Source organism: Rhodovulum sp. BSW8, assembly GCF_003314725.1.
GTDB classification, from domain to species: domain Bacteria; phylum Pseudomonadota; class Alphaproteobacteria; order Rhodobacterales; family Rhodobacteraceae; genus Rhodovulum; species Rhodovulum visakhapatnamense.
Genome location: NZ_QNVX01000004.1, coordinates 111,379 through 130,105 on the forward strand (window position 1 = coordinate 111,379; position 18,727 = coordinate 130,105).

General features: G+C 67.2%; 21 protein-coding genes and 1 pseudogene. 14 read left to right on the plus strand and 8 right to left on the minus strand.

Annotated features, from left to right (window positions below; genetic code table 11):
* Positions 1–129: 129 nt before the first annotated feature.
* Positions 130–1,269, plus strand: a complete 1,140-nt coding sequence (locus tag DSD19_RS01800) for an ABC transporter ATP-binding protein (RefSeq protein ID WP_243627620.1) — start codon at positions 130–132, stop codon at positions 1,267–1,269.
* 45 nt (positions 1,270–1,314) lie between these two features.
* Here the strand turns inward: DSD19_RS01800 and DSD19_RS01805 are convergent, their stop codons facing one another.
* Entirely contained in the window at positions 1,315–1,701 is a 387-nt protein-coding gene (locus DSD19_RS01805; protein WP_075786523.1) for a rhodanese-like domain-containing protein, read from the minus strand.
* 234 nt (positions 1,702–1,935) lie between these two features.
* Here DSD19_RS01805 and tatA point away from each other — a divergent pair, with 234 nt between their 5' ends.
* Genes tatA through DSD19_RS01825 form a run of 4 tightly spaced genes read left to right on the plus strand, consistent with a single transcriptional unit; the run spans position 1,936 to position 4,375 of the window.
* Positions 1,936–2,148 carry a twin-arginine translocase TatA/TatE family subunit gene (tatA, locus tag DSD19_RS01810; protein ID WP_075786522.1) on the plus strand — a complete coding sequence of 71 codons (213 nt, stop codon included), beginning with the start codon at positions 1,936–1,938 and terminating at the stop codon, positions 2,146–2,148.
* A gap of 24 nt (positions 2,149–2,172) precedes the next feature.
* Complete coding sequence (gene tatB / locus DSD19_RS01815) at positions 2,173–2,649, plus strand: Sec-independent protein translocase protein TatB (RefSeq protein WP_113668331.1); 477 nt, start codon at positions 2,173–2,175, stop codon at positions 2,647–2,649.
* The gene (gene tatC / locus DSD19_RS01820) at positions 2,646–3,518 is read left to right on the plus strand and encodes a twin-arginine translocase subunit TatC (protein WP_075786520.1); all 873 of its coding nucleotides are present in this window, start codon (positions 2,646–2,648) and stop codon (positions 3,516–3,518) included. The genes tatB and tatC overlap by 4 nt, the downstream gene beginning before the upstream one ends.
* Positions 3,515–4,375 (plus strand): ATP-binding protein, encoded by an 861-nt coding sequence (locus DSD19_RS01825; RefSeq protein WP_243627621.1) that lies wholly within the window; start codon positions 3,515–3,517, stop codon positions 4,373–4,375. The genes tatC and DSD19_RS01825 overlap by 4 nt, the downstream gene beginning before the upstream one ends.
* Before the next feature lie 127 nt (positions 4,376–4,502).
* On the opposite strand, the gene DSD19_RS01830 is transcribed toward DSD19_RS01825, so the two are convergent.
* The 7 genes from DSD19_RS01830 to radA all read right to left on the minus strand — a co-directional run bounded on the left by DSD19_RS01830 (position 4,503) and on the right by radA (position 11,749).
* Complete coding sequence (locus DSD19_RS01830; protein WP_113668332.1) at positions 4,503–5,705, minus strand: M23 family metallopeptidase; 1,203 nt, start codon at positions 5,703–5,705, stop codon at positions 4,503–4,505.
* A gap of 125 nt (positions 5,706–5,830) precedes the next feature.
* A complete protein-coding gene (locus tag DSD19_RS01835; RefSeq protein WP_075786517.1) occupies positions 5,831–6,481 on the minus strand; it encodes a protein-L-isoaspartate(D-aspartate) O-methyltransferase in 651 nt (216 codons plus the stop codon).
* Positions 6,478–7,263, minus strand: a complete 786-nt coding sequence (surE, locus tag DSD19_RS01840) for a 5'/3'-nucleotidase SurE (protein WP_108027769.1) — start codon at positions 7,261–7,263, stop codon at positions 6,478–6,480. The genes DSD19_RS01835 and surE overlap by 4 nt, the downstream gene beginning before the upstream one ends.
* Before the next feature lie 160 nt (positions 7,264–7,423).
* Complete coding sequence (locus DSD19_RS01845; protein ID WP_113668333.1) at positions 7,424–8,086, minus strand: SDR family oxidoreductase; 663 nt, start codon at positions 8,084–8,086, stop codon at positions 7,424–7,426.
* A gap of 85 nt (positions 8,087–8,171) precedes the next feature.
* Positions 8,172–9,629: an amidophosphoribosyltransferase gene (gene purF / locus DSD19_RS01850; RefSeq protein WP_075787633.1), complete on the minus strand. Its 1,458-nt coding sequence runs from the start codon at positions 9,627–9,629 to the stop codon at positions 8,172–8,174.
* A gap of 171 nt (positions 9,630–9,800) precedes the next feature.
* On the minus strand, positions 9,801–10,361 hold the full coding sequence (locus tag DSD19_RS01855; protein ID WP_075786514.1) for a CvpA family protein: 561 nt from the start codon (positions 10,359–10,361) through the stop codon (positions 9,801–9,803).
* Positions 10,362–10,381: 20 nt separating this feature from the next.
* Complete coding sequence (radA, locus tag DSD19_RS01860) at positions 10,382–11,749, minus strand: DNA repair protein RadA (RefSeq protein WP_112315770.1); 1,368 nt, start codon at positions 11,747–11,749, stop codon at positions 10,382–10,384.
* A 115-nt stretch (positions 11,750–11,864) separates the two neighbouring features.
* Here radA and DSD19_RS01865 point away from each other — a divergent pair, with 115 nt between their 5' ends.
* From DSD19_RS01865 to nuoF, 9 genes and pseudogenes are all read left to right on the plus strand, one after another.
* Complete coding sequence (locus tag DSD19_RS01865) at positions 11,865–12,659, plus strand: crotonase/enoyl-CoA hydratase family protein (RefSeq protein WP_113668334.1); 795 nt, start codon at positions 11,865–11,867, stop codon at positions 12,657–12,659.
* Between the two features lie 308 nt (positions 12,660–12,967).
* Positions 12,968–13,285, plus strand: a complete 318-nt coding sequence (locus tag DSD19_RS01870; protein WP_237399721.1) for an NADH-quinone oxidoreductase subunit A — start codon at positions 12,968–12,970, stop codon at positions 13,283–13,285.
* The gene (locus DSD19_RS01875) at positions 13,276–13,809 is read left to right on the plus strand and encodes an NADH-quinone oxidoreductase subunit B family protein (RefSeq protein ID WP_178390727.1); all 534 of its coding nucleotides are present in this window, start codon (positions 13,276–13,278) and stop codon (positions 13,807–13,809) included. Before DSD19_RS01870 ends, DSD19_RS01875 begins: the two co-directional genes overlap by 10 nt.
* Before the next feature lie 3 nt (positions 13,810–13,812).
* Entirely contained in the window at positions 13,813–14,415 is a 603-nt protein-coding gene (locus DSD19_RS01880; RefSeq protein WP_075786510.1) for an NADH-quinone oxidoreductase subunit C, read from the plus strand.
* Positions 14,415–14,540, plus strand: coding sequence for a hypothetical protein (locus tag DSD19_RS22525; protein ID WP_256359720.1), 126 nt, complete (start codon positions 14,415–14,417; stop codon positions 14,538–14,540). The genes DSD19_RS01880 and DSD19_RS22525 overlap by 1 nt, the downstream gene beginning before the upstream one ends.
* A 1-nt stretch (position 14,541) precedes the next feature.
* Positions 14,542–15,753, plus strand: a complete 1,212-nt coding sequence (locus DSD19_RS01885; RefSeq protein WP_075786509.1) for an NADH-quinone oxidoreductase subunit D — start codon at positions 14,542–14,544, stop codon at positions 15,751–15,753.
* A 43-nt stretch (positions 15,754–15,796) separates the two neighbouring features.
* Positions 15,797–16,495 (plus strand): annotated as a pseudogene (gene nuoE / locus DSD19_RS01890) (NADH-quinone oxidoreductase subunit NuoE); the annotation flags it as partial.
* A gap of 94 nt (positions 16,496–16,589) precedes the next feature.
* Positions 16,590–17,273, plus strand: a complete 684-nt coding sequence (locus DSD19_RS22170; RefSeq protein ID WP_243627623.1) for a hypothetical protein — start codon at positions 16,590–16,592, stop codon at positions 17,271–17,273.
* Between the two features lie 155 nt (positions 17,274–17,428).
* Positions 17,429–18,724, plus strand: a complete 1,296-nt coding sequence (nuoF, locus tag DSD19_RS01900) for an NADH-quinone oxidoreductase subunit NuoF (protein ID WP_075786507.1) — start codon at positions 17,429–17,431, stop codon at positions 18,722–18,724.
* Positions 18,725–18,727 lie beyond the last annotated feature (3 nt).

Below are 18,727 nucleotides of genomic sequence, written 5' to 3' on the forward strand. Positions count from 1 at the left end.
GGCGCAATTCGGTCCTCCGACACCTTCGCCGACAGCGATCCGGCCTGCGCGCGCCCCTGTGATCAATCCGGGCATTGCCAGCGCAGGGGCAAATCCGATAGTTTCCATCGGAAATAGCGCGAGGCCCCTGTGACGCTGCAGACCGCCCGTCCGACCCCGGACCCGGACCCGACAGATATTATCCCGAGGCTCGATATCCGCCGCATCCATCGCGTCTTCGGCGGCCGCAAGGTCGTCGACGATGTCAGTCTGACCGTGCTGCCGGGGCAGGTGACCTGCCTGCTCGGGCCGTCGGGCTGCGGCAAGTCGACGACGCTTCGGATCATCGCGGGCGTCGACCGGCAGGACGCGGGCGAGATCCGGATCGACGGGCAACTGGTCTGCGACACCGTCTTTCGCCTGCCGCCCGAGCGCCGCTCGGTCGGGCTGATGTTTCAGGACTTCGCCCTCTTTCCGCATCTCAGCGTGGCCGAGAACGTGGCCTTCGGGCTGACCGGACCCAAGGCCGCGCGGCGGGCGCGGGTCGAGGATCTGCTGGACCGGGTCGCGCTTGGCCGGTTCATCGACGCCTATCCGCACGAATTGTCGGGCGGCGAACAGCAGCGCGTGGCGCTGGCCCGCGCGCTGGCACCCCGGCCCAAGATCATGCTGATGGACGAACCCTTTTCGGGGCTCGACAACCGGCTGCGCGACGAGATTCGCGACCAGACCCTGCAGGTGCTGAAGGACGAGGGCGCGGCAGTGTTGCTGGTCACCCACGAGCCCGACGAGGCGATGCGGATGGCTGATGAAATCGCGCTGATGCGCGGCGGGCGGATCGTCCAGCAGGGCGCGCCCTACAATATCTATAACGCGCCCGTCGACCGGGCGGCGGCCGCCTTCTTCAGCGACATCAACGTGATCCGGGGGCGTGTGCACAACCTTCTGACCGAAACGCCCTTCGGCAAGTTCCTGACGCCGGGCATGGCCGATGGCGCCGAGGTCGACATCATCATCCGGCCGCAGCATCTGCGGATCGACTTCGACCGCAACGGGCGCGGGCCGAATCCCACCGCCGAAGAGGGCGTCGCGGCGCGCGCCTGCGTCGAACGCGCCCGTTTCATGGGCTCGGAAAGCCTGGTCGAGTTCCGCATGGACCATGACGGCTCGGCGCTGCGCGCCACGGTCCCGGCCGTCTTTTTGCCGCAGCCCGGCACACCGATGTGGCTGACGATCCGCCGCGACCGCTGTTTCGTCTTTCCCCGAGAGGGCGGGGGCCGGGCCGCCTGATGCCGGCCGGCCCCGGTCCTCGGGTGTCGGGTTCCGCGGCCCGGCTCAGCCGGCCTTCACATTCACCGGTACCGGCGCACCCGTGGCCATGTCGGTGCCGACATAGGGTTTGAGCGCGGCCTTCCAGGCGGCGAATCCGCCTTCCAGATGCGCGACCCGGTCATGCCCTGCGGCCAGCCAGGCCTCGGCCACCTTGCGCGAGCGCACGCCCGAGCCGCAATGGAACACCAGCCGCTTGTCGCCGCCCTCGGGCAGGAAGGCCGGATCGAAGCCCGACAGCGGCAAAAGCAGGGCGCCCTTGATATGTTCGAACATGTATTCCTGCGGCGTTCTCACATCGATCGTCACGACCTCGCCCGCGGCCATTGCCGCCTGCAGGTCGTCGCTGTTCCAGTGTTCCAGCACCTTGCCGTTCACGTCTTCGCTGTGCATCCGGTCGTCTCCATCCGCTTGCCGTGGACCCCTCTGCCACGCCCGCGAGAGTGGAAGGATTCCCCACTCGCCCGCAAGGGGGGCCGACGCGCGCAGGCCCCTCTGGCATCTGAGACGGCGGGGGCAAATAATCGCGCTCAGCCGGGCGAATGGGTCTTTGAACCGGCGGCAAGACTCAATAGATGTGTGACACCTGTGTCGCTGGAGGGGCGGTGCGCCCCGAGGGAGAAGACCATGCTGAATAATATCGGCCTTCCCGGCCTGCTGCTGATCGCTGTCGTCGTGCTGGTGCTGTTCGGGCGCGGCAAGATCTCGTCGCTGATGGGCGAGGTCGGCAAGGGCATCACCGCCTTCAAGAAGGGCGTCAAGGAAGAGACCGAAGAGGCCCAGAAAAGCCTCGATTCCGCCCGTGACGTTACCCCCGAGACCGAAAGGGACAAGGCGTAATCCGCCTGTCGCGAGCCTGACCCCATGTTCGATATCGGCTGGACCGAACTGCTGCTGATCGGCATCGTGGCCCTGATCGTCGTGGGGCCGAAGGACCTGCCCGCGATGTTCCGCACGCTGGGCCGGTTTACCGCCAAGGCCCGCAACATGGCGCGCGAATTTCAGCGCGCGATGGATGACGCGGCCGATCAGGCGGGCGTCAAGGATACGGTCAACGATCTCAAGGACATCACCAATCCGCGCAAGCTGGGGCTCGACCGCCTGAACGAGGCGGCCGACCGGTTCGAGAAATGGGACCCGAAGCTGCCCAAGGCCGGTGAGACCAAGGCCGGTGAGACCAAGGCCGGTGAGGCGACCGCGCAGATGACCGAAGAGCGCGCCGCCCAGGCCGAGAAGATCCGCAAGGCGATGGCCGAGAAGGGCGCGGCCAACCGCGCCGCCGACGCCCCGGCGTCTGACGGCACGCCCTCGCCGACCCCCGACAAGACGAGCGACGCATGAGCAGCGATGACATCGACGACACCTCGGCGCCGCTGATCGAGCATCTGGCCGAGCTTCGCACCCGGCTGATCTATGCGCTGGCGGCCTTCGTCGCGGCGATGGTGGCCTGCTTCACGGTCTGGAACCCGATCTTCAACGTCCTGACCCACCCGATCTGTTCGGCACTGGCCGAGCGCGGGCAGGAATGCGGGCTGTATCTGATCAAGCTGCAGGAAGGCTTCTTCGTCGCGATCCAGATCTCGCTGGTGGGCGGCTTCGCGCTGGCCTTTCCGTTCATTGCCTTCCAGCTTTGGCGGTTTGTCGCGCCGGGGCTTTACCGGTCCGAGAAACGGGCTTTCCTGCCCTTCCTGCTGGCCTCGCCCTTCATGTTCATCTTGGGCGGGGCCTTTGCCTATTTCATCATCACGCCGCTGGCCTTCGATTTCTTCCTGGGCTTCCAGCAGGTCGGCACGCTCGGGGCCGAGGGCGGGGGCGCGTCGGAAACCGCGGGCATCACCTTCCACGGATCGGTGCAGGAGTATCTCTCGCTGACGATCAAGTTCATCCTGGCCTTCGGGCTTTGTTTCCAGCTGCCGGTGCTGCTGACCCTGATGGGCAAGGCCGAACTGGTCTCGGCTGCGGGGCTTTCGTCGGTGCGCAAATACGCGGTGGTGGGCATTCTGGTGCTGGCCGCCATCGTGACGCCGCCCGACGTGATCACCCAGGTGATCCTCTTCACGGTGGTCTACGGGCTTTACGAGATCTCGATCCTCTTGGTGCGACGCGGCGAGAAGGTCCGCGAAAAGGAGCTGCGGGCCCAGGGCCTCTGGTTCGACGATGACGAGGAAGAGGACGGAGCTGTGGGACAGGACAGCGAGGGCCGGGCGTGACCGGCGCGCTCGGGGCCGATGCCGCGCGGAGCCTGCAGCGGATCGCCGAGGCGCTGGAGCGGCGCTATCCCGCCCCGGCTGCGGTGCCCGATTTCGCGGCCGCCGAGGCGTTTCTGTGGCAGGTCTCGCCCGACCGGCTGATGCCGGTACCAGAGGTCAACCGGGTGGATCTGACGCTCTTGCAGGGGATCGACCGGTCGCGCGACACGTTGCTTGAGAATACCCGGCATTTCGCCCGCGGCCTGCCCGCCAACAATGCGCTTCTCTGGGGCGCGCGGGGGATGGGGAAGTCGAGCCTCGTCAAGGCGGTCCATGCCGCGGTCGCGGCCGAGGGGCATCCGCTGAAGCTGGTCGAGGTCCAGCGCGAGGACCTGCCCTCGGTGGGGCGGCTTCTGACGCTGTTGCGCGGGGCGTCCGAACGTTTCGTGCTGTTCTGCGACGACCTGTCCTTCAGCCATGACGACCAGCATTACAAGTCGCTGAAGGCGGTGCTCGACGGCGGGATCGAGGGGCGCCCGGCCAATGTGGTGTTCTACGCCACGTCGAACCGGCGTCATCTGATGCCACGGGACATGATCGAGAACGAACGTTCGACCGCGATCAGCCCGTCGGAGGCGACGGAAGAGAAGGTGTCGCTTTCGGACCGGTTCGGGCTCTGGCTCGGGTTCCACCCCTGCAGCCAGGACGAGTATCTGGGGATGATCCGGGCCTATTGCGCGGCCCATGGCATCGAGATCGAGCCCGAAACGCTGCGCGCGGAGGCGATCGAATGGCAGGCGACGCGCGGCGCGCGGTCGGGCCGGGTTGCCTGGCAATATTTCACCGACCTTGCGGCGCGGCGCGGCATCCGGATCTGACCGCGCCTTTCCGCTTTCTTTTTGGGGTCGAAGACCCGACACCGGCGCCGGAGGCGCCGGGCCAAAAATCTTCTGCGAAGATTTTTTTGCCCGGAGGGCGCCCCCTGCGGGGACGCCTCGCGGGCTCTTACGGCGTCAGATAGGGCATCGGGTCGACGCTCTCGAAGCCCTTGCGCAGTTCGAAATGAAGGAAGGCCGGGTTGCCCGAACGGACCTGCGCCACGGTCTGGCCGCGCGTGACCTTTGCGCCCTTCTGAACCGCGATCCCGTCGATATTGGCATAGACCGACAGCATGTTGTCGGAATGGCGCACGACGAGGATCGGCACCTGGTCGGTATCCCGGGTGATCGCGGCGACCGTGCCGTCGGCTACTGCCTTGACCGCCGTTCCCGCCTTGGCCGAGATGTCGATCCCGTCGTTCTTGCCCTTCTGATAGCCGCGGATGATGCTGCCCGAGACCGGCATCGCGAAGCGGGCCGAAGCGGTGCTCTGGTCCTTGGCCATCTCGGGCGAGGCCGGAACCGCGGGCTTGGCTGCGGGTTCGGGCTTGGGCAGCGGGGTTGCCGCCGAGGGCGGTGTCGCCAGCGCCGAGCCCTGGCCCGGACGTTCTGTGGTGATCGGCACCGCAGCGACAGCCGTGCCTGCGGCCGCCGCACCCGAGGGCCGGGCCTGCTGCGCTGCGACCGGGATCAGCAGATACTGCCCTTCGCGCACCGTCAGATCGGGGCCCAGCCCGTTCCAGTCCGCCAGCGACCGGGGTGTCACGTTATAGAGCCGGGCGATGGAATAGGCGGTCTCGCCGCGCACCACCTTGTGCCGGATCGGCTCCTGCCCGGCGGGCCGACCTGCGGCCGGGGCGGTGCCGCCCGCGCGGTCGAGCGCATTGCCGGCCAGCGTCGCGATATCGACCTGGCCCGGGGCCGCGCCCGCGGGCGTGATCGTGCCGTTGCCCAGCGGCGCGGCGACGACACCCCCCGCATCCGCGACCCGGCGGGGCAGGGCGATCACCTCGCCATTGTTCAGCGTCGCATCGGCGGAGATGCCGTTATAGGAGGCGAGTTCCGCGGCGGGCAGGCCGACCCGCGCGGCCACATCCGAAAGGCGATCGCCGCGCCGCGCCACCGCGACCTGATAGGTCGGGTAGGAAATCACGCCGCGCTGATCCGGCTCGGGCCGGGGCGCGGCCTCGACCCTCGGGGGCTCGGGGTTGTTGCCGAGATTGCGGAAATCGTAGTCCCAGCCGCTCTCGCAGCCGGCGACCAGGGTCATCCCGAGGCCAAGGGCCAGAAGCCGGGCCGGAAACCGGCGGTCGGGGGAGGTGTGGGCCATCGCTCGATCCTCACTGCGTACGGGGCCCGTTCTGCCGGACCCTCGGGTCTCTCGTCTTGCGTCCGTCGGCTCCTGGAGTCGCCAACACGTGCCTCAGGCGTCTCAGGCCGCAGTCGTCTTCCGTCTCAGTCCTGACCGAGCCCCTCGAGAAGCGGCACGAACCGGACCTGCCGAAGCTCTTCATAGTCGAACCCGGTCTCGCCGCGGGTGACCTTGATCAGCCGCTGCACCGTGTCCGACTGTCCGACCGGCACGATCATGATACCGCCAACCCGCAACTGGGCCAATAGGGGGCCGGGCGGGTCTTCGGCGGCGGCGGTCACAAGAATGCGGTCGAAGGGCGCCTGATCGGGCAGACCGCGCGATCCGTCGGCCGCCATCGCCGTGACATTGGTCAGCCCCAGCGCCTCGAACCGCTTCTGCGCCTCGGCCGCAAGCCTGCGGTGGCGTTCCAGCGTGTAGACCCGGCGCGACAGTCGAGACAGCACCGCGGCCTGATAGCCCGAGCCGGTGCCGATCTCGAGCACCTTGTTGCGTGGCTGCAGGTTCAGCGCCTGGGTCATGATCGCCACCACCGAGGGCTGGCTGATGGTCTGGCCGCAGGCGATGGGCAGCGGCGTGTCGTCATAGGCATGGCGTGCGAAATGGCCGGTGACGAACTGGCCCCGGTCGATCTCTTCCATCGCGGTCAGTACGCGCCTGTCGGTCACGCCCCTGGAGCGGATCGCGAACAGGAACTGCATCTTGCGTTCGGCCGTCGCGTCGTCTCCGGTCATTCCAGTCGGGCCTTCACGTCGGCGATGCAGTCATGGGCGGTCAGATCGGCGCGCAACGGCGTCACCGCGATATAGCCGTCGAGGTTCAGCGCCGCGTCCGACCCGGGCGCGGTCGGCAGGTTCTGCGCCCCGCCCCGGATCCAGAGGAACCTGCGCCCCGAGGGCGACAGATGCGGCTCGACCCCGAAAGAGGCATCGCGGCGGTAGCCCTGCGGCCCGACCCTCAGCCCCTTGACCTGATCGGCCGGGACGGGCGGGAAATTCACGTTGTAGAACAGCCGGTAATCGGCGCCGTCCCAGGACCCCCGGTCCAGCAGCGCATTGACCGTTGCCGCACCATGGGCGGCGGCAGCCGCGAATTGCAGATCCTCGTCGTAATTCAGCGGCCCCAGATATTGTGACAGCGCGATCGCGGGCAGGCCCTGAAGCGCGGCCTCCATCGCCCCGCCGATGGTGCCCGAATAAAGCACGTTCTCGGCGGCGTTGTTGCCGCGATTGACGCCCGACAGCACCAGATCGGGCCGGGCCTCTGTCATCACGTCGTAAAGCCCCGCCAGCACGCAATCGGCGGGCGAGCCTTCGGCCGCGAAGCGGCGCGGCCCCAGCTCGGCGATCATCATCGGACGGGTATAGGAAATCATGTGGCCGACGCCCGACTGCTCGAAGGCGGGCGCGACCACCCAGACCTCGCCGGTCGGGCCCGCGACCTCGGCCGCGATGGCCTCGAGCACCGCCAGCCCGGGGGCGTTGATCCCGTCGTCATTCGTAATGAGAATGCGCATCTGCTCAACCTTGCCTTATGGCCCTTCCATAGTGGAGCGGGCCCGAGGCGTAAAGGCGATGCCGGGGCCCGGGACCGGAAACCTTGCGGGAGGGGCGGCGACCGTCACCCCCGGAGAACGCGCGCGTGCCCCGGGGGCCGATCCCGCAGGCGGGCGGGCCTCAGGCCAGGCCGAGATCGGCGGCCAGACGGCGCGCCTCGTCGGCCGGGCGCGCCAGCGTCTCGGTGTTTTCGCCGGGATACAGCCGGTTGCGGTGATTGGTGGCCATCGGCGCGGGCACGAAGCGGCGGACATGCACGTCCTGAAGTCGCGCCTGCTCGGTTTCCCAGGCCGCGAACAGCGCGCGCTGTGCGGCCTTGCAGGCGGCATAGGCGCCCAGGAAGGGGCCTTCGGCCAGATCGTCGATCAGGACGGCGCTGCCGCCGCCCGGCGCGACCCGAAGCAGGGGCGCGACGAAGGACACCAGCACGCCCAGCGCCTCGACATCGGCCTTGACGGCCTTGGCCCAGAACGGCAGGTCGATCTGTTCGGCCGGGCTGAAGGGCGGCGACTGGATCGCGGCATGGACCCACAGGTCGACATGGCCCCAGCGGTCGAAGATGCCCCGGCACAGCGTCCGCATGGCATCGGTTTCGGTAATGTCCATGGGCGCCAGCGTCGCGCTGCCGCCCAAAGCCTTGATCCGGTCGTCGAGTTCCTCGAGCGCGCCGGTAGTGCGGCCGACCGCGACGACATGATAGCCGGCGCGAGCCAGCTCTTCGGCAACCGCCGCGCCGAATCCGCGCGAGGCGCCAGTCACAAGGGCGAGTTTCTGGTCTGTCATGGACGGTCCTTGGAATACCTGAGCGATGGCGTCAAGATCTCGGTCCCGGGCGGGACCGGCCGGGCGACAATCCGGCGCAGTCGGCCTATTGGGCCGCCTTGGTCTGGAAGCCCTTCTGGATCATGTCGCTGGGCGCCACCGGGTATTCGCCCGAGAAGCAGGCGTCGCAATATTGCGGGCAGCGGTCGTTGCGGCCTTCGACCTCGCCCACGGCGCGGTAAAGCCCGTCGAGCGAGATGAACTTGAGGCTGTCGACGCCCAGATAGTCGCGCATCTCGTCCTCGGACATGTGGCTGGCCAGCAGCTTGTCGCGCTGGGGCGTGTCGACGCCGTAGAAGCAGGGCCAGGCGGTCGGCGGGCTCGCGATCCGGAAATGGACCTCGGCCGCGCCCGCATCGAGGATCATCTCGCGGATCTTGCGGCTGGTGGTGCCGCGCACGACGCTGTCATCGACCAGAATGATCCGCTTGCCCGCGATCAGGGCGCGGTTGACGTTCAGTTTCAGCCGCACGCCCATGTTGCGGATCTGTTCTGTCGGTTCGATGAAGGTCCGGCCCATGTACTGGTTGCGGATGATCCCCATCCCGTAGGGGATGCCGCTTTCATGGCTGAAGCCGATGGCGGCGGGGGTGCCGCTGTCGGGCACCGGGCACACGAGATCGGCCTCGACCGGCGCCTCGCGGGCCAGTTCGATCCCGATCTGGCGCCGGGTCTCGTAGACCGAGCGGCCGCCGAGGATCGAGTCGGGGCGCGAGAAATAGACATGCTCGAAGATGCAGAAGCGCGAGGAGCGGTGTTCGAACGGATGAAAGCTCTCGACCCCCTTTTCGGGCGAGATCAGCACCATTTCGCCCGGCTCGATCTCGCGCACGAATTCGGCGCCGATGATGTCGAGCGCGCAGGTCTCCGAGCTCAGCACCCAGCCATCGCCGATCCGGCCCAGCACCAGCGGCCGCACCCCCAGCGGGTCGCGCACGCCGATCAGCTTGGTCCGGGTCATCGCCACGACCGAGAAGGCACCCTCGACCCGGCGCAGCGCGTCCTTCATGCGTTCGGGGATGGTCTTCTGGAACGAGCGCGCCATCAGGTGGATGATGCATTCGCTGTCGGACGAGCTCTGGAAGATCGAGCCGTGCTGGATCAGTTCGCGGCGCAGCGCCTCGGCATTGGTGATGTTGCCGTTATGGGCAATGGCGGCGCCCCCCATGGCGAACTCGCCGAAGAAGGGCTGGACGTCGCGGATCGCGGTCTGGCCCTTCGATCCGGCGGTCGAGTAGCGGACATGGCCGATGGCCAGCGACCCGGGCAGGGTCTCCATCAGGCTGGCCTTGGTGAAGTTGTCGCGGACATAGCCGAAGCGGCGCGCCGACTGGAACCCGGTCACCGGGTCGTAAGAGACGATCCCGCCCGCCTCCTGGCCGCGATGCTGAAGGGCGTGCAGGCCGAGGGCCACGAAATTGGCGGCATCCGCCAGGCCGATCACGCCGAAGACCCCGCATTCCTCCTTGAGCTTGTCGTCGTCGAAGGGATGCGCGGGGGGCATGGTGCGGAAGGATGGCTGGCGCATGGGCAGCGGGGCTCCGAATCCGTCTGAAGGAAGTTGGCCCTTCTCTAGTCCCTCCGGCGTCCGGTGTCACGAAAGGATCATTAAGAAAGGTTCACGCCCGCGCGACTCGGCTGTGCGCGGGGCAGCGAAGGGGCGGTTGGTGTGGGGTTATTGCGCTGTGCCGCAGGTGCCCACCAGCTGTTCGTACTGGACCGTCAGCCAGCCCAGCGCCTGATCGGGATTGGTTTCGGCGATCTTGGCGGTCAGCGAGGCGAAGACTGCGGACGAGCGCGAATTTTCAACCGCCGGGAAGCTGTGATCGGTGATGACCATGCCGTAGACGAAGAAGGCGACCGCCACCAGAAGCGCGCCGCGCACCGCGCCGAAGAGAAACCCGAGGCTCTGGTCGACGCCGCCCAGCACCGAGCCCTGGATCATCGAGGACAGAAGCGGCGTGAACAGCGACACCACGACCAGCGCCGCCGCGAAGACCGCCGCGAAGGAGGCCAGGATCGCGATTTCGCAGGAGCTGCCGATGAAATCGCCCAGGTACGGGATCTCGCGCACCAGCGGCTCGGCCTGCGGCGCGAAGGTGAAGGCGACGATTGCCGCGATGATCCAGCCGGCGATGGCCATGACCTCGCGCACCATTCCGCGCGAATAGGCAAGCACGGCCGAGACCAGGATCACGGCGGCAACGATGCCGTCAACGACGGTGAATGACTCCATGGATCAGGTCCCTCCTCGGGCTAGCCGGCGCCGAATATTTCCCCGACAAAGGCGGTCAGGTCGGGCATTTGCCGGACCTTCATGCCGCCGGGTGCGCCGAGCTTGCTGCGTTCGGGCGCGATCGCGCTGGAAAAACCAAGTTTCAGCGCCTCTTTCAACCGGTTTTCGGTCTGGGCGACGGGCCGCAGCGCCCCGGAGAGGGAAATTTCGCCGAAAAGGACACAGTCGGGGGGCAGGGCGACATCTTCGCGCGCCGACAGCAAGGCGGCTGCGACGGCCAGATCGGCGGCGGGCTCGGTCACCTTCAGCCCGCCCGCCACGTTCAGATAGACATCGAAGCCCGCAAAGGGGATGCCGCAGCGCGCCTCAAGCACCGCCAGCGTCGTCGAGAGCCGCCCGGCATCGAGCCCGACAGCACTTCGCCGTGGCGTGCCCAGCGGCGAGGGCGCGACCAGCGCCTGGATCTCGGTCAGCACCGGCCGGGTGCCCTCGATGCCCGCGAAGACGGCGGCGCCCGGGGCAGGAGTGCCGCGTTCGGACAGGAACAGCGCCGAGGGGTTCGCGACCTCGGCAAGCCCGCCGCCGGTCATCTCGAACACCCCGATCTCGTCGGCCGGGCCGAAGCGGTTCTTGACGCTGCGCAGGATGCGGAACTGATGCCCGCGCTCGCCCTCGAAATAAAGCACCGTGTCGACCATGTGCTCGACGACACGGGGGCCCGCGATCTGACCTTCCTTGGTGACATGGCCGACCAGCATCACCGCGGTGCCGTGGCGCTTGGCGAAGACGGTCAGCTCATGCGCCGAGGCGCGCACCTGCGCGACCGAGCCCGGCGCGCTGTCGACCATGTCGGCCCAGAGCGTCTGGATCGAGTCGATGATCGCCAGGTCGGGCTTTTCGGCCTCGAGCGTGGTCAGGATCGCGCGCAGGTCGGTTTCGGTGGCCAGCTTCACCGGCGCCTCGGCCAGCCCCAGCCGCCGCGCCCGCATCCGTACCTGCGCGCTGGCCTCCTCGCCCGAGATGTAAAGGCATTTGAGCCCCTGATTGGCGAAGGCGGCGGCGGCCTGCAGCAACAGTGTCGACTTGCCGATGCCCGGATCGCCGCCGACCAGAATCGCCGAGGCCGGGACCAGCCCGCCGCCCAGCACCCGGTCGAATTCGCCCAGGCCCGAGGCCGCGCGGGGCGGCTCGGGTTCCGACGTCGCCAGATCGCTGAGCGCCAGTCGCCGCCCGCGCGCGGGGCCCAACGACTTCTTCGCCGGGCCCGCGCTCAGCGGCACGTCCTCGACGATGGTGTTCCAGGCGCCACAGGCCTCGCAGCGCCCCGACCATTTGGTCTGGGTCGCGCCGCAGGCGGTGCAGGTGAAGACGGTGCTGGGTTTGGCCATGCCTCTAGCTGCCCGAGGCCGCGCGGCGTTGCAAGGCCGCTTCGGCGGGCCGGCTTGTCCCCGGGCCGGGGTCGCGGCTAGGCTTTGGCCCGAAACCGCCAACGGGAGGGGCAGGATGCAGGACGGGCTTGAGATCGGGATCGACGGACGCGGCGTCGCGCGGGTCACGCTGCGGCGCGAGGACAAGCATAATGCTCTGTCCTCGGACCTGATCGCGGCGCTGACTGGCGCCGCCGAGGCTCTGGGCGCCGATCCGGCGGTCCGCGCGGTGGTGCTGACCGGGGCGGGCGAGAGCTTTTGCGCGGGCGGCGATCTGGGCTGGATGGCGGCGCAGATGCAGGCCGATGCCGCCACCCGCGCCGCCGAGGCGCGCAAGCTGGCCGGGATGCTGCGCGCGCTGAACGAGATGCCGAAGCCGCTGATCGGCCGGGTGCAGGGGCAGGCCTTCGGCGGCGGCATCGGACTGATTTCGGTCTGCGACGTGGCCGTGGGCGTCGAGACCGCCCGGTTCGCGCTGACCGAGACCCGGCTTGGGCTGATTCCGGCCACCATCGGCCCCTATGTCGTGGCGCGGCTGGGCGAGGCGCATGCGCGGCGGGTGTTCATGTCGGGGCGGCGCTTCGACGCGGCCGAGGCGGTGGCGCTTGGCCTGCTGGCCCGCGCGGTGCCCGCCGCCGGTCTGGACGACGCGGTCGAGGCCGAGATCGCGCCCTATCTGGCCTGCGCGCCGGAGGCGGTCGCGCGGGCCAAGGCGCAGGTGCTGAGCCTCGGGCCGCGGATCGACGACGCGGTCATCGAGGCCAGCATCGCCCGGCTGGTCGCGGCCTGGGAAACCCCCGAAGCGGCTGAGGGAATCGCGGCCTTCTTCGACCGCCGCAAACCCGGCTGGGCGCTGCCGTCCGACCGGTGACCCACTTGCGTTTCGGAACGTAAACCGGCCGAAACCATGGCGGAAAACACCTTTTAACATGGCTTTGAGGGCAAAAGCCGGATCGTCGCATTTTCAATGCGCACGACTGTATACATTTCTGCTGCGGCACTGTAACAGAAGGGCGCGGATCGCGGGGCGGGGCGGTTGACCCTCTGCCGCGGCGCCGACTAACGTCATGGTCGGAAAACCAGTGCGCACGGCACCGGCCCGCGCGCGGCACGCAAGACAGGGAGACCGAGGTGGACCAGCTCCTGAGCAACTACCTTCCCATCGCGATATTCTTCGGCATGGCCATCGGCCTGGGTTTGATCCTGATGCTGTCGGCTGTGATCGTTGCGGTCCGCCACCCGGACCCCGAGAAGCTGTCGGCCTATGAATGCGGGTTCAACGCCTTCGACGATGCGCGCATGACCTTCGACGTGCGGTTCTATCTGGTGGCGATCCTGTTCATCATCTTCGACCTCGAGATTGCATTTCTCTTTCCCTGGGCCGTCGCTTTCGGCACCATCGGGCTTGTCGGGTTCTGGTCGATGATGGTTTTCCTGGCCGTTCTGACGATCGGCTTTGCCTATGAATGGAAGAAGGGGGCGCTCGAATGGGCGTGATGACTGGCCCCAACACCGCCGGGGGCGATCCCGAAACGGCGACCCAGGCGCTGAATGCCGAGCTTCAGGACCGGGGCTTCCTGGTGACCTCGACGGCCGACATCATCAACTGGGCGCGGACCGGCAGCCTGCACTGGATGACCTTCGGGCTGGCCTGCTGCGCGGTCGAGATGATGCAGGTCTCGATGCCGCGTTATGATCTGGAACGCTTCGGCACCGCGCCGCGCGCCAGTCCGCGCCAGTCGGACCTGATGATCGTCGCGGGCACGCTGACCAACAAGATGGCGCCCGCGCTGCGCAAGGTCTACGACCAGATGCCCGAGCCGCGCTATGTGATCTCGATGGGGTCCTGCGCCAATGGCGGCGGCTATTACCACTATTCCTATTCGGTGGTGCGCGGCTGCGACCGCGTGGTGCCGGTCGATATCTATGTGCCGGGCTGTCCGCCCACGGCAGAGGCGCTGCTGTACGGCATCCTGCAGTTGCAGCGCAAGATCCGCCGCACCGGGACCATCGTGAGGTAAGCCATGGACGAGACGCTGAAAGAACTCGGTGCCCTGATCGCGGCCAAGCGCCCCGATTGCGTGATCGGCTGGGAGGTCGCGCATGGCGAGCTGAACATCGACGCCGCCCCGGCCGCGATCGTCGCCTTCACCGAATTCCTGCGCTCGGATGCGGGCTGCCGGTTCTCGTCGCTGGTCGACATCACCGCCGTCGACCGCCCCGAACGGGACGCCCGCTTCGTCGTGGTCTATCACTTCCTGTCGATGTACCAGAACCAGCGGATCCGCATTCGCTGTGCGGTGCGCGAGGACGAAATGATCCCGTCGATCGTGTCGGTCCACCCCTCGGCCAACTGGTTCGAGCGCGAGGTGTTCGACATGTTCGGCATCGTCTTCTCGGGCCATCCCGACCTCAGGCGCCTGCTGACCGATTACGGCTTCCGCGGCCATCCGCTGCGCAAGGACTTCCCGACCACGGGCTATACCGAGGTCCGCTATGACGAGGCGCAGAAACGCGTCGTCTACGAACCCGTCAAGCTGGTGCAGGAATTCCGCCAGTTCGACTTCATGTCGCCCTGGGAGGGTGCCGACTATATCCTGCCCGGCGACGAGAAGGCGAAGGCGTGATGGAACGGCTCTGCTGCATCCCCGTCATCGCCAATGGGGCTGGCTACGACTGTCGCGCGGCCGCTGTCCGGTCGACGCGGAAACAGGGCTTCGGGCTCGGCGCCGCCGCCCGGATGGAGGTCTGAGATGAAGGACAACGCCTTCCAGGACGTGCGGACCGACGAACAGAAGATCCGCAACTTCAACATCAACTTCGGCCCGCAACACCCTGCGGCGCACGGGGTTCTAAGGCTGGTGCTGGAGCTTGACGGCGAAATCGTCGAGCGGGCCGACCCGCATATCGGGCTGCTGCATCGCGGCACCGAGAAGCTGATGGAAAGCCGCACCTATCTGCAGAACCTGCCCTATCTCGACCGGCTCGACTATGTGGCCCCGATGAACCAGGAACATGCCTGGTGTCTGGCCATCGAGAAGCTGACCGGGATCGAGGTGCCGCGCCGCGCCCAGCTGATCCGGGTGCTGTTCTGCGAGATCGGGCGGGTGTTGAACCACCTGCTGAACGTCACGACCCAGGCGATGGACGTGGGCGCGCTGACGCCGCCGCTCTGGGGCTTCGAAGAGCGCGAGAAGCTGATGATCTTCTACGAGCGCGCCTGCGGAGCCCGGCTTCATGCCGCCTATTTCCGCCCCGGCGGCGTGCATCAGGACCTGCCGCCCCAGCTGATCGAGGATATCGACGCCTGGGCCGTGGACTTCCCGCGGGTGCTCGACGATCTGAACGGGCTTCTGACCGAGAACCGGATCTTCAAGCAGCGCAACGTCGATATCGGCGTCGTCAGCGAACAGGAGATCCTCGACTGGGGGTTCTCGGGCGTGATGGTGCGCGGCTCGGGCCTGGCGTGGGATTTGCGCCGCTCGCAGCCCTACGAATGCTACAGCGAATTCGACTTCGAGATCCCCGTCGGCAAGAACGGCGACTGTTACGACCGCTATCTGGTCCGCATGGAAGAGATGCGCCAGTCGACTCACATCATCCGCCAGGCCTGTGCCAAGCTGCGCAAGGAACCCGGCGAGGTGCTGGCGCGCGGCAAGATCACGCCGCCGAAACGGTCCGACATGAAGACCTCGATGGAAGCGCTGATCCATCACTTCAAGCTTTACACCGAAGGCTTCCACGTGCCCGCGGGCGAGGTTTATGCCGCGGTCGAGGCGCCCAAGGGCGAATTCGGCGTCTACCTCGTTGCCGACGGCACCAACAAGCCCTATCGCGCCAAGCTGCGCGCGCCGGGCTTCCTGCACATGCAGGCGATGGACCATATCTCAAGAGGCCACATGCTGGCCGACGTGGCGGCGATCATCGGCACGCTCGACATCGTCTTCGGCGAGGTCGACAGATGAACCTTGCCGAGCAATTCCCCGAATACCAAGAGTTTTCCGACCGATGCTGAGACGCCTTCACCCTCACCAGCCCGACAGCTTCGCCTTCACGCCCGAGAATCGCAAATGGGCCGAGGCGCAGCTGACGAAATATCCCGAGGGCCGCCAGGCCTCGGCGATCATTCCGCTGCTGTGGCGCGCGCAGGAGCAGGAAGGCTGGCTGACCCGTCCGGCCATCGAATACGTGGCCGACATGCTGGGCATGCCCTATATCCGGGCGCTGGAGGTCGCGACCTTCTACTTCATGTTCCAGCTGGTGCCGACCGGCTCGGTCGCCCATGTCCAGATCTGCGGCACCACGTCTTGCCTGATCTGCGGCGCCGAGGACCTGATTGCGGTCTGCAAGGACAAGATCGCGCCGACCCCGCACACGCTTTCTGCGGATGGCAAGTTCAGCTGGGAAGAGGTCGAATGCCTCGGCGCCTGCTCGAACGCGCCGATGATGCAGGTCGGCAAGGACTATTACGAAGACCTCACCGCCGAGCGGCTGGCCGAGATCCTGGATGCGCTGGCGAAGGGCGACGTCCCGGTGCCGGGGCCGCAGAACGGCCGGTTCGCCTCGGAACCCAAGGGGGCGCTGTCCAGCCTGACCGGCGGCGAGAAGGTCAACGCGCACAATGCGTCCGCGGCGCGGGCGCTCGATATCGGCGATACGGTCAAACGGATCGATGGAACCGAAGTGCCGGTTCTGACCTCCTGGCGTCGGGCGGGGGCTGCGGCGGAAGACGTCAAGACAGGCGGAAGCTAAGGCGTTACAAATGGCTTCGGAAGAAAAACCGTCGTAGCGGAGAGAACGCATGAACATTTCTCGCACAGAAGCAAGACTCAAGTTTGCCATCTTCTGGTGGCTGGTCGCCGCGCTTTGCGGTCTGACCGTGGCCACCATCGGCTATGCCGTCGGCCTCTGGGCCCTCGGCGCCTTCATCGGCGGCGTCGGCACCTTCGTGGTGGCCGGGCTGATCCTCACCTGGGGTTTCTGCCACACCGATGCCGAGTTCTCGGCCATGGTCGCCAAGAAGCGCGAGGCGATGGCCGCGATGAAGCCCTATCGCGATGCCAATGCCGCAATCGTGATCCCGAACCGTCCGAAGCCCGGCGGTCCGAAAGTGGCCCCGACCGTGCCGAAATCGGCGCCGAAGGCCGCGCCTGCCCCCAAGGCGGCGCCCAAGGCTCCGGTGATGGAGACCTCGTCCCCAAAGCCTGAGGCGGCGCCCACAGCCGCTGAAAAAATGGTGGGGAGCCGTCCCGCCGCGCTGTCGGCTCCTCGGGCCGGCGGTGCTGACGACCTCAAGAAGATCAAGGGCGTCGGTCCGAAACTGGAAAAGCAGGTGAACGATCTGGGGATCTATCACTACGACCAGATCGCGTCCTGGACGGCCAAAGACGTGGCCTGGATGGACGAGAACCTGGAAGGCTTCAAAGGCCGTGTCAGTCGGGATGACTGGGTGGCACAGGCCAAGGCTCTGGCCGGCGAGGCCTGAGCGCGGCAGGGCAGGCGGGCCGTTTGCGAACGGCCGCGGCAGGTGCCCCTGCGAGATCATGAAAGCGCCCGGCGGGTGGCCATGCCAGCCCGCCGGACGCGCCAAGACCCAGCAGGCCGCGAGGCCGCGTCAGGACACCACAGCGGGGACGAACCATGCTGACCGATCAGGACCGGATCTTTACCAATCTCTACGGGATGTTCGACCGCAGCCTCTCTGGCGCGCGCGCCCGGGGACATTGGGACGGCACGGCTCAGGTCATCGCCAAGGGCCGGGACTGGATCATCGACGAGATGAAGAAATCCGGATTGCGCGGCCGAGGCGGGGCTGGTTTCCCTACCGGGCTTAAATGGTCCTTCATGCCGAAGGAAAGCGACGGAAGGCCGCACTACCTTGTAATCAACGCCGACGAGTCCGAGCCGGGCACCTGCAAGGACCGCGAAATCATGCGGCACGACCCCCATACGCTGATCGAGGGCGCGCTGATCGCCTCTTTCGCGATGGGCGCGCATGCCGCCTATATCTACATCCGGGGCGAATATATCCGCGAGCGCGAGGCGCTGCAGGCGGCCATCGACGAGGCCTATGATGCGGGCCTTCTGGGCGCCAATGCCGCCAAGTCGGGCTGGGATTTCGACCTGTACCTGCATCACGGCGCGGGCGCCTATATCTGCGGCGAGGAAACCGCCCTGCTGGAAAGCCTCGAGGGCAAGAAGGGCATGCCGCGGATGAAGCCGCCCTTCCCGGCGGGCTCGGGGCTTTACGGCTGTCCGACCACGGTCAACAACGTCGAATCCATCGCCGTGGTGCCGACCATCCTGCGTCGCGGCGGGGACTGGTTCGCCTCCTTCGGGCGGCCGAACAATGCCGGCACCAAGCTTTTCGCGGTCTCGGGCCATGTGAACCGGCCCTGCGTGGTCGAGGAAAGCATGTCGATCGGGCTGCGCGAGTTGCTGGACCGCCATTGCGGCGGCGTTCGCGGCGGATGGGACAATCTCAAGGCGGTGATCCCGGGCGGCTCTTCTGTGCCGCTTCTGCCCGCCAGCATCTGCGAGGATGCGATCATGGATTTCGACTGGCTGCGCGAACAGCGTTCGGGTCTTGGCACCGCGGCCGTGATCGTGATGGACCAGTCGACCGATGTCATCAAGGCGATCTGGCGGCTGGCCTCTTTCTACAAACATGAAAGCTGCGGCCAGTGCACGCCCTGCCGCGAGGGCACCGGCTGGATGATGCGGGTGATGGACCGTCTGGTGAAGGGCGAGGCCGAGATCGAAGAGATCGACATGCTGTTCGACGTCACCAGGCAGGTCGAGGGCCACACGATCTGCGCGCTCGGCGACGCGGCGGCCTGGCCGATCCAGGGGCTGATCCGGCATTTCCGCGACGAGATCGAGGACCGGATCAGGGCGCAAAAGGCCGGGCGCACGGGCGTCCTGGCAGCGGAGTGATTT

Bases quoted from the DNA above. Each gene is read 5' to 3' on its own strand.
- DSD19_RS01830 (WP_113668332.1), bottom strand. From the start codon at position 5,705: ATGGCCCACACCTCCCCCGACCGCCGGTTTCCGGCCCGGCTTCTGGCC.
- tatA (WP_075786522.1), top strand. From the start codon at position 1,936: ATGCTGAATAATATCGGCCTTCCCGGCCTGCTGCTGATCGCTGTCGTC.
- nuoF (WP_075786507.1), top strand. From the start codon at position 17,429: ATGCTGACCGATCAGGACCGGATCTTTACCAATCTCTACGGGATGTTC.
- DSD19_RS01880 (WP_075786510.1), top strand. From the start codon at position 13,813: ATGGACGAGACGCTGAAAGAACTCGGTGCCCTGATCGCGGCCAAGCGC.
- DSD19_RS01865 (WP_113668334.1), top strand. From the start codon at position 11,865: ATGCAGGACGGGCTTGAGATCGGGATCGACGGACGCGGCGTCGCGCGG.
- DSD19_RS22170 (WP_243627623.1), top strand. From the start codon at position 16,590: ATGAACATTTCTCGCACAGAAGCAAGACTCAAGTTTGCCATCTTCTGG.
- tatC (WP_075786520.1), top strand. From the start codon at position 2,646: ATGAGCAGCGATGACATCGACGACACCTCGGCGCCGCTGATCGAGCAT.
- DSD19_RS01870 (WP_237399721.1), top strand. From the start codon at position 12,968: ATGGCCATCGGCCTGGGTTTGATCCTGATGCTGTCGGCTGTGATCGTT.
- DSD19_RS01845 (WP_113668333.1), bottom strand. From the start codon at position 8,086: ATGACAGACCAGAAACTCGCCCTTGTGACTGGCGCCTCGCGCGGATTC.
- DSD19_RS01875 (WP_178390727.1), top strand. From the start codon at position 13,276: ATGGGCGTGATGACTGGCCCCAACACCGCCGGGGGCGATCCCGAAACG.
- surE (WP_108027769.1), bottom strand. From the start codon at position 7,263: ATGCGCATTCTCATTACGAATGACGACGGGATCAACGCCCCCGGGCTG.
- radA (WP_112315770.1), bottom strand. From the start codon at position 11,749: ATGGCCAAACCCAGCACCGTCTTCACCTGCACCGCCTGCGGCGCGACC.
- DSD19_RS01805 (WP_075786523.1), bottom strand. From the start codon at position 1,701: ATGCACAGCGAAGACGTGAACGGCAAGGTGCTGGAACACTGGAACAGC.
- DSD19_RS22525 (WP_256359720.1), top strand. From the start codon at position 14,415: ATGGAACGGCTCTGCTGCATCCCCGTCATCGCCAATGGGGCTGGCTAC.
- tatB (WP_113668331.1), top strand. From the start codon at position 2,173: ATGTTCGATATCGGCTGGACCGAACTGCTGCTGATCGGCATCGTGGCC.
- DSD19_RS01855 (WP_075786514.1), bottom strand. From the start codon at position 10,361: ATGGAGTCATTCACCGTCGTTGACGGCATCGTTGCCGCCGTGATCCTG.
- purF (WP_075787633.1), bottom strand. From the start codon at position 9,629: ATGCCCCCCGCGCATCCCTTCGACGACGACAAGCTCAAGGAGGAATGC.
- DSD19_RS01835 (WP_075786517.1), bottom strand. From the start codon at position 6,481: ATGACCGGAGACGACGCGACGGCCGAACGCAAGATGCAGTTCCTGTTC.
- DSD19_RS01885 (WP_075786509.1), top strand. From the start codon at position 14,542: ATGAAGGACAACGCCTTCCAGGACGTGCGGACCGACGAACAGAAGATC.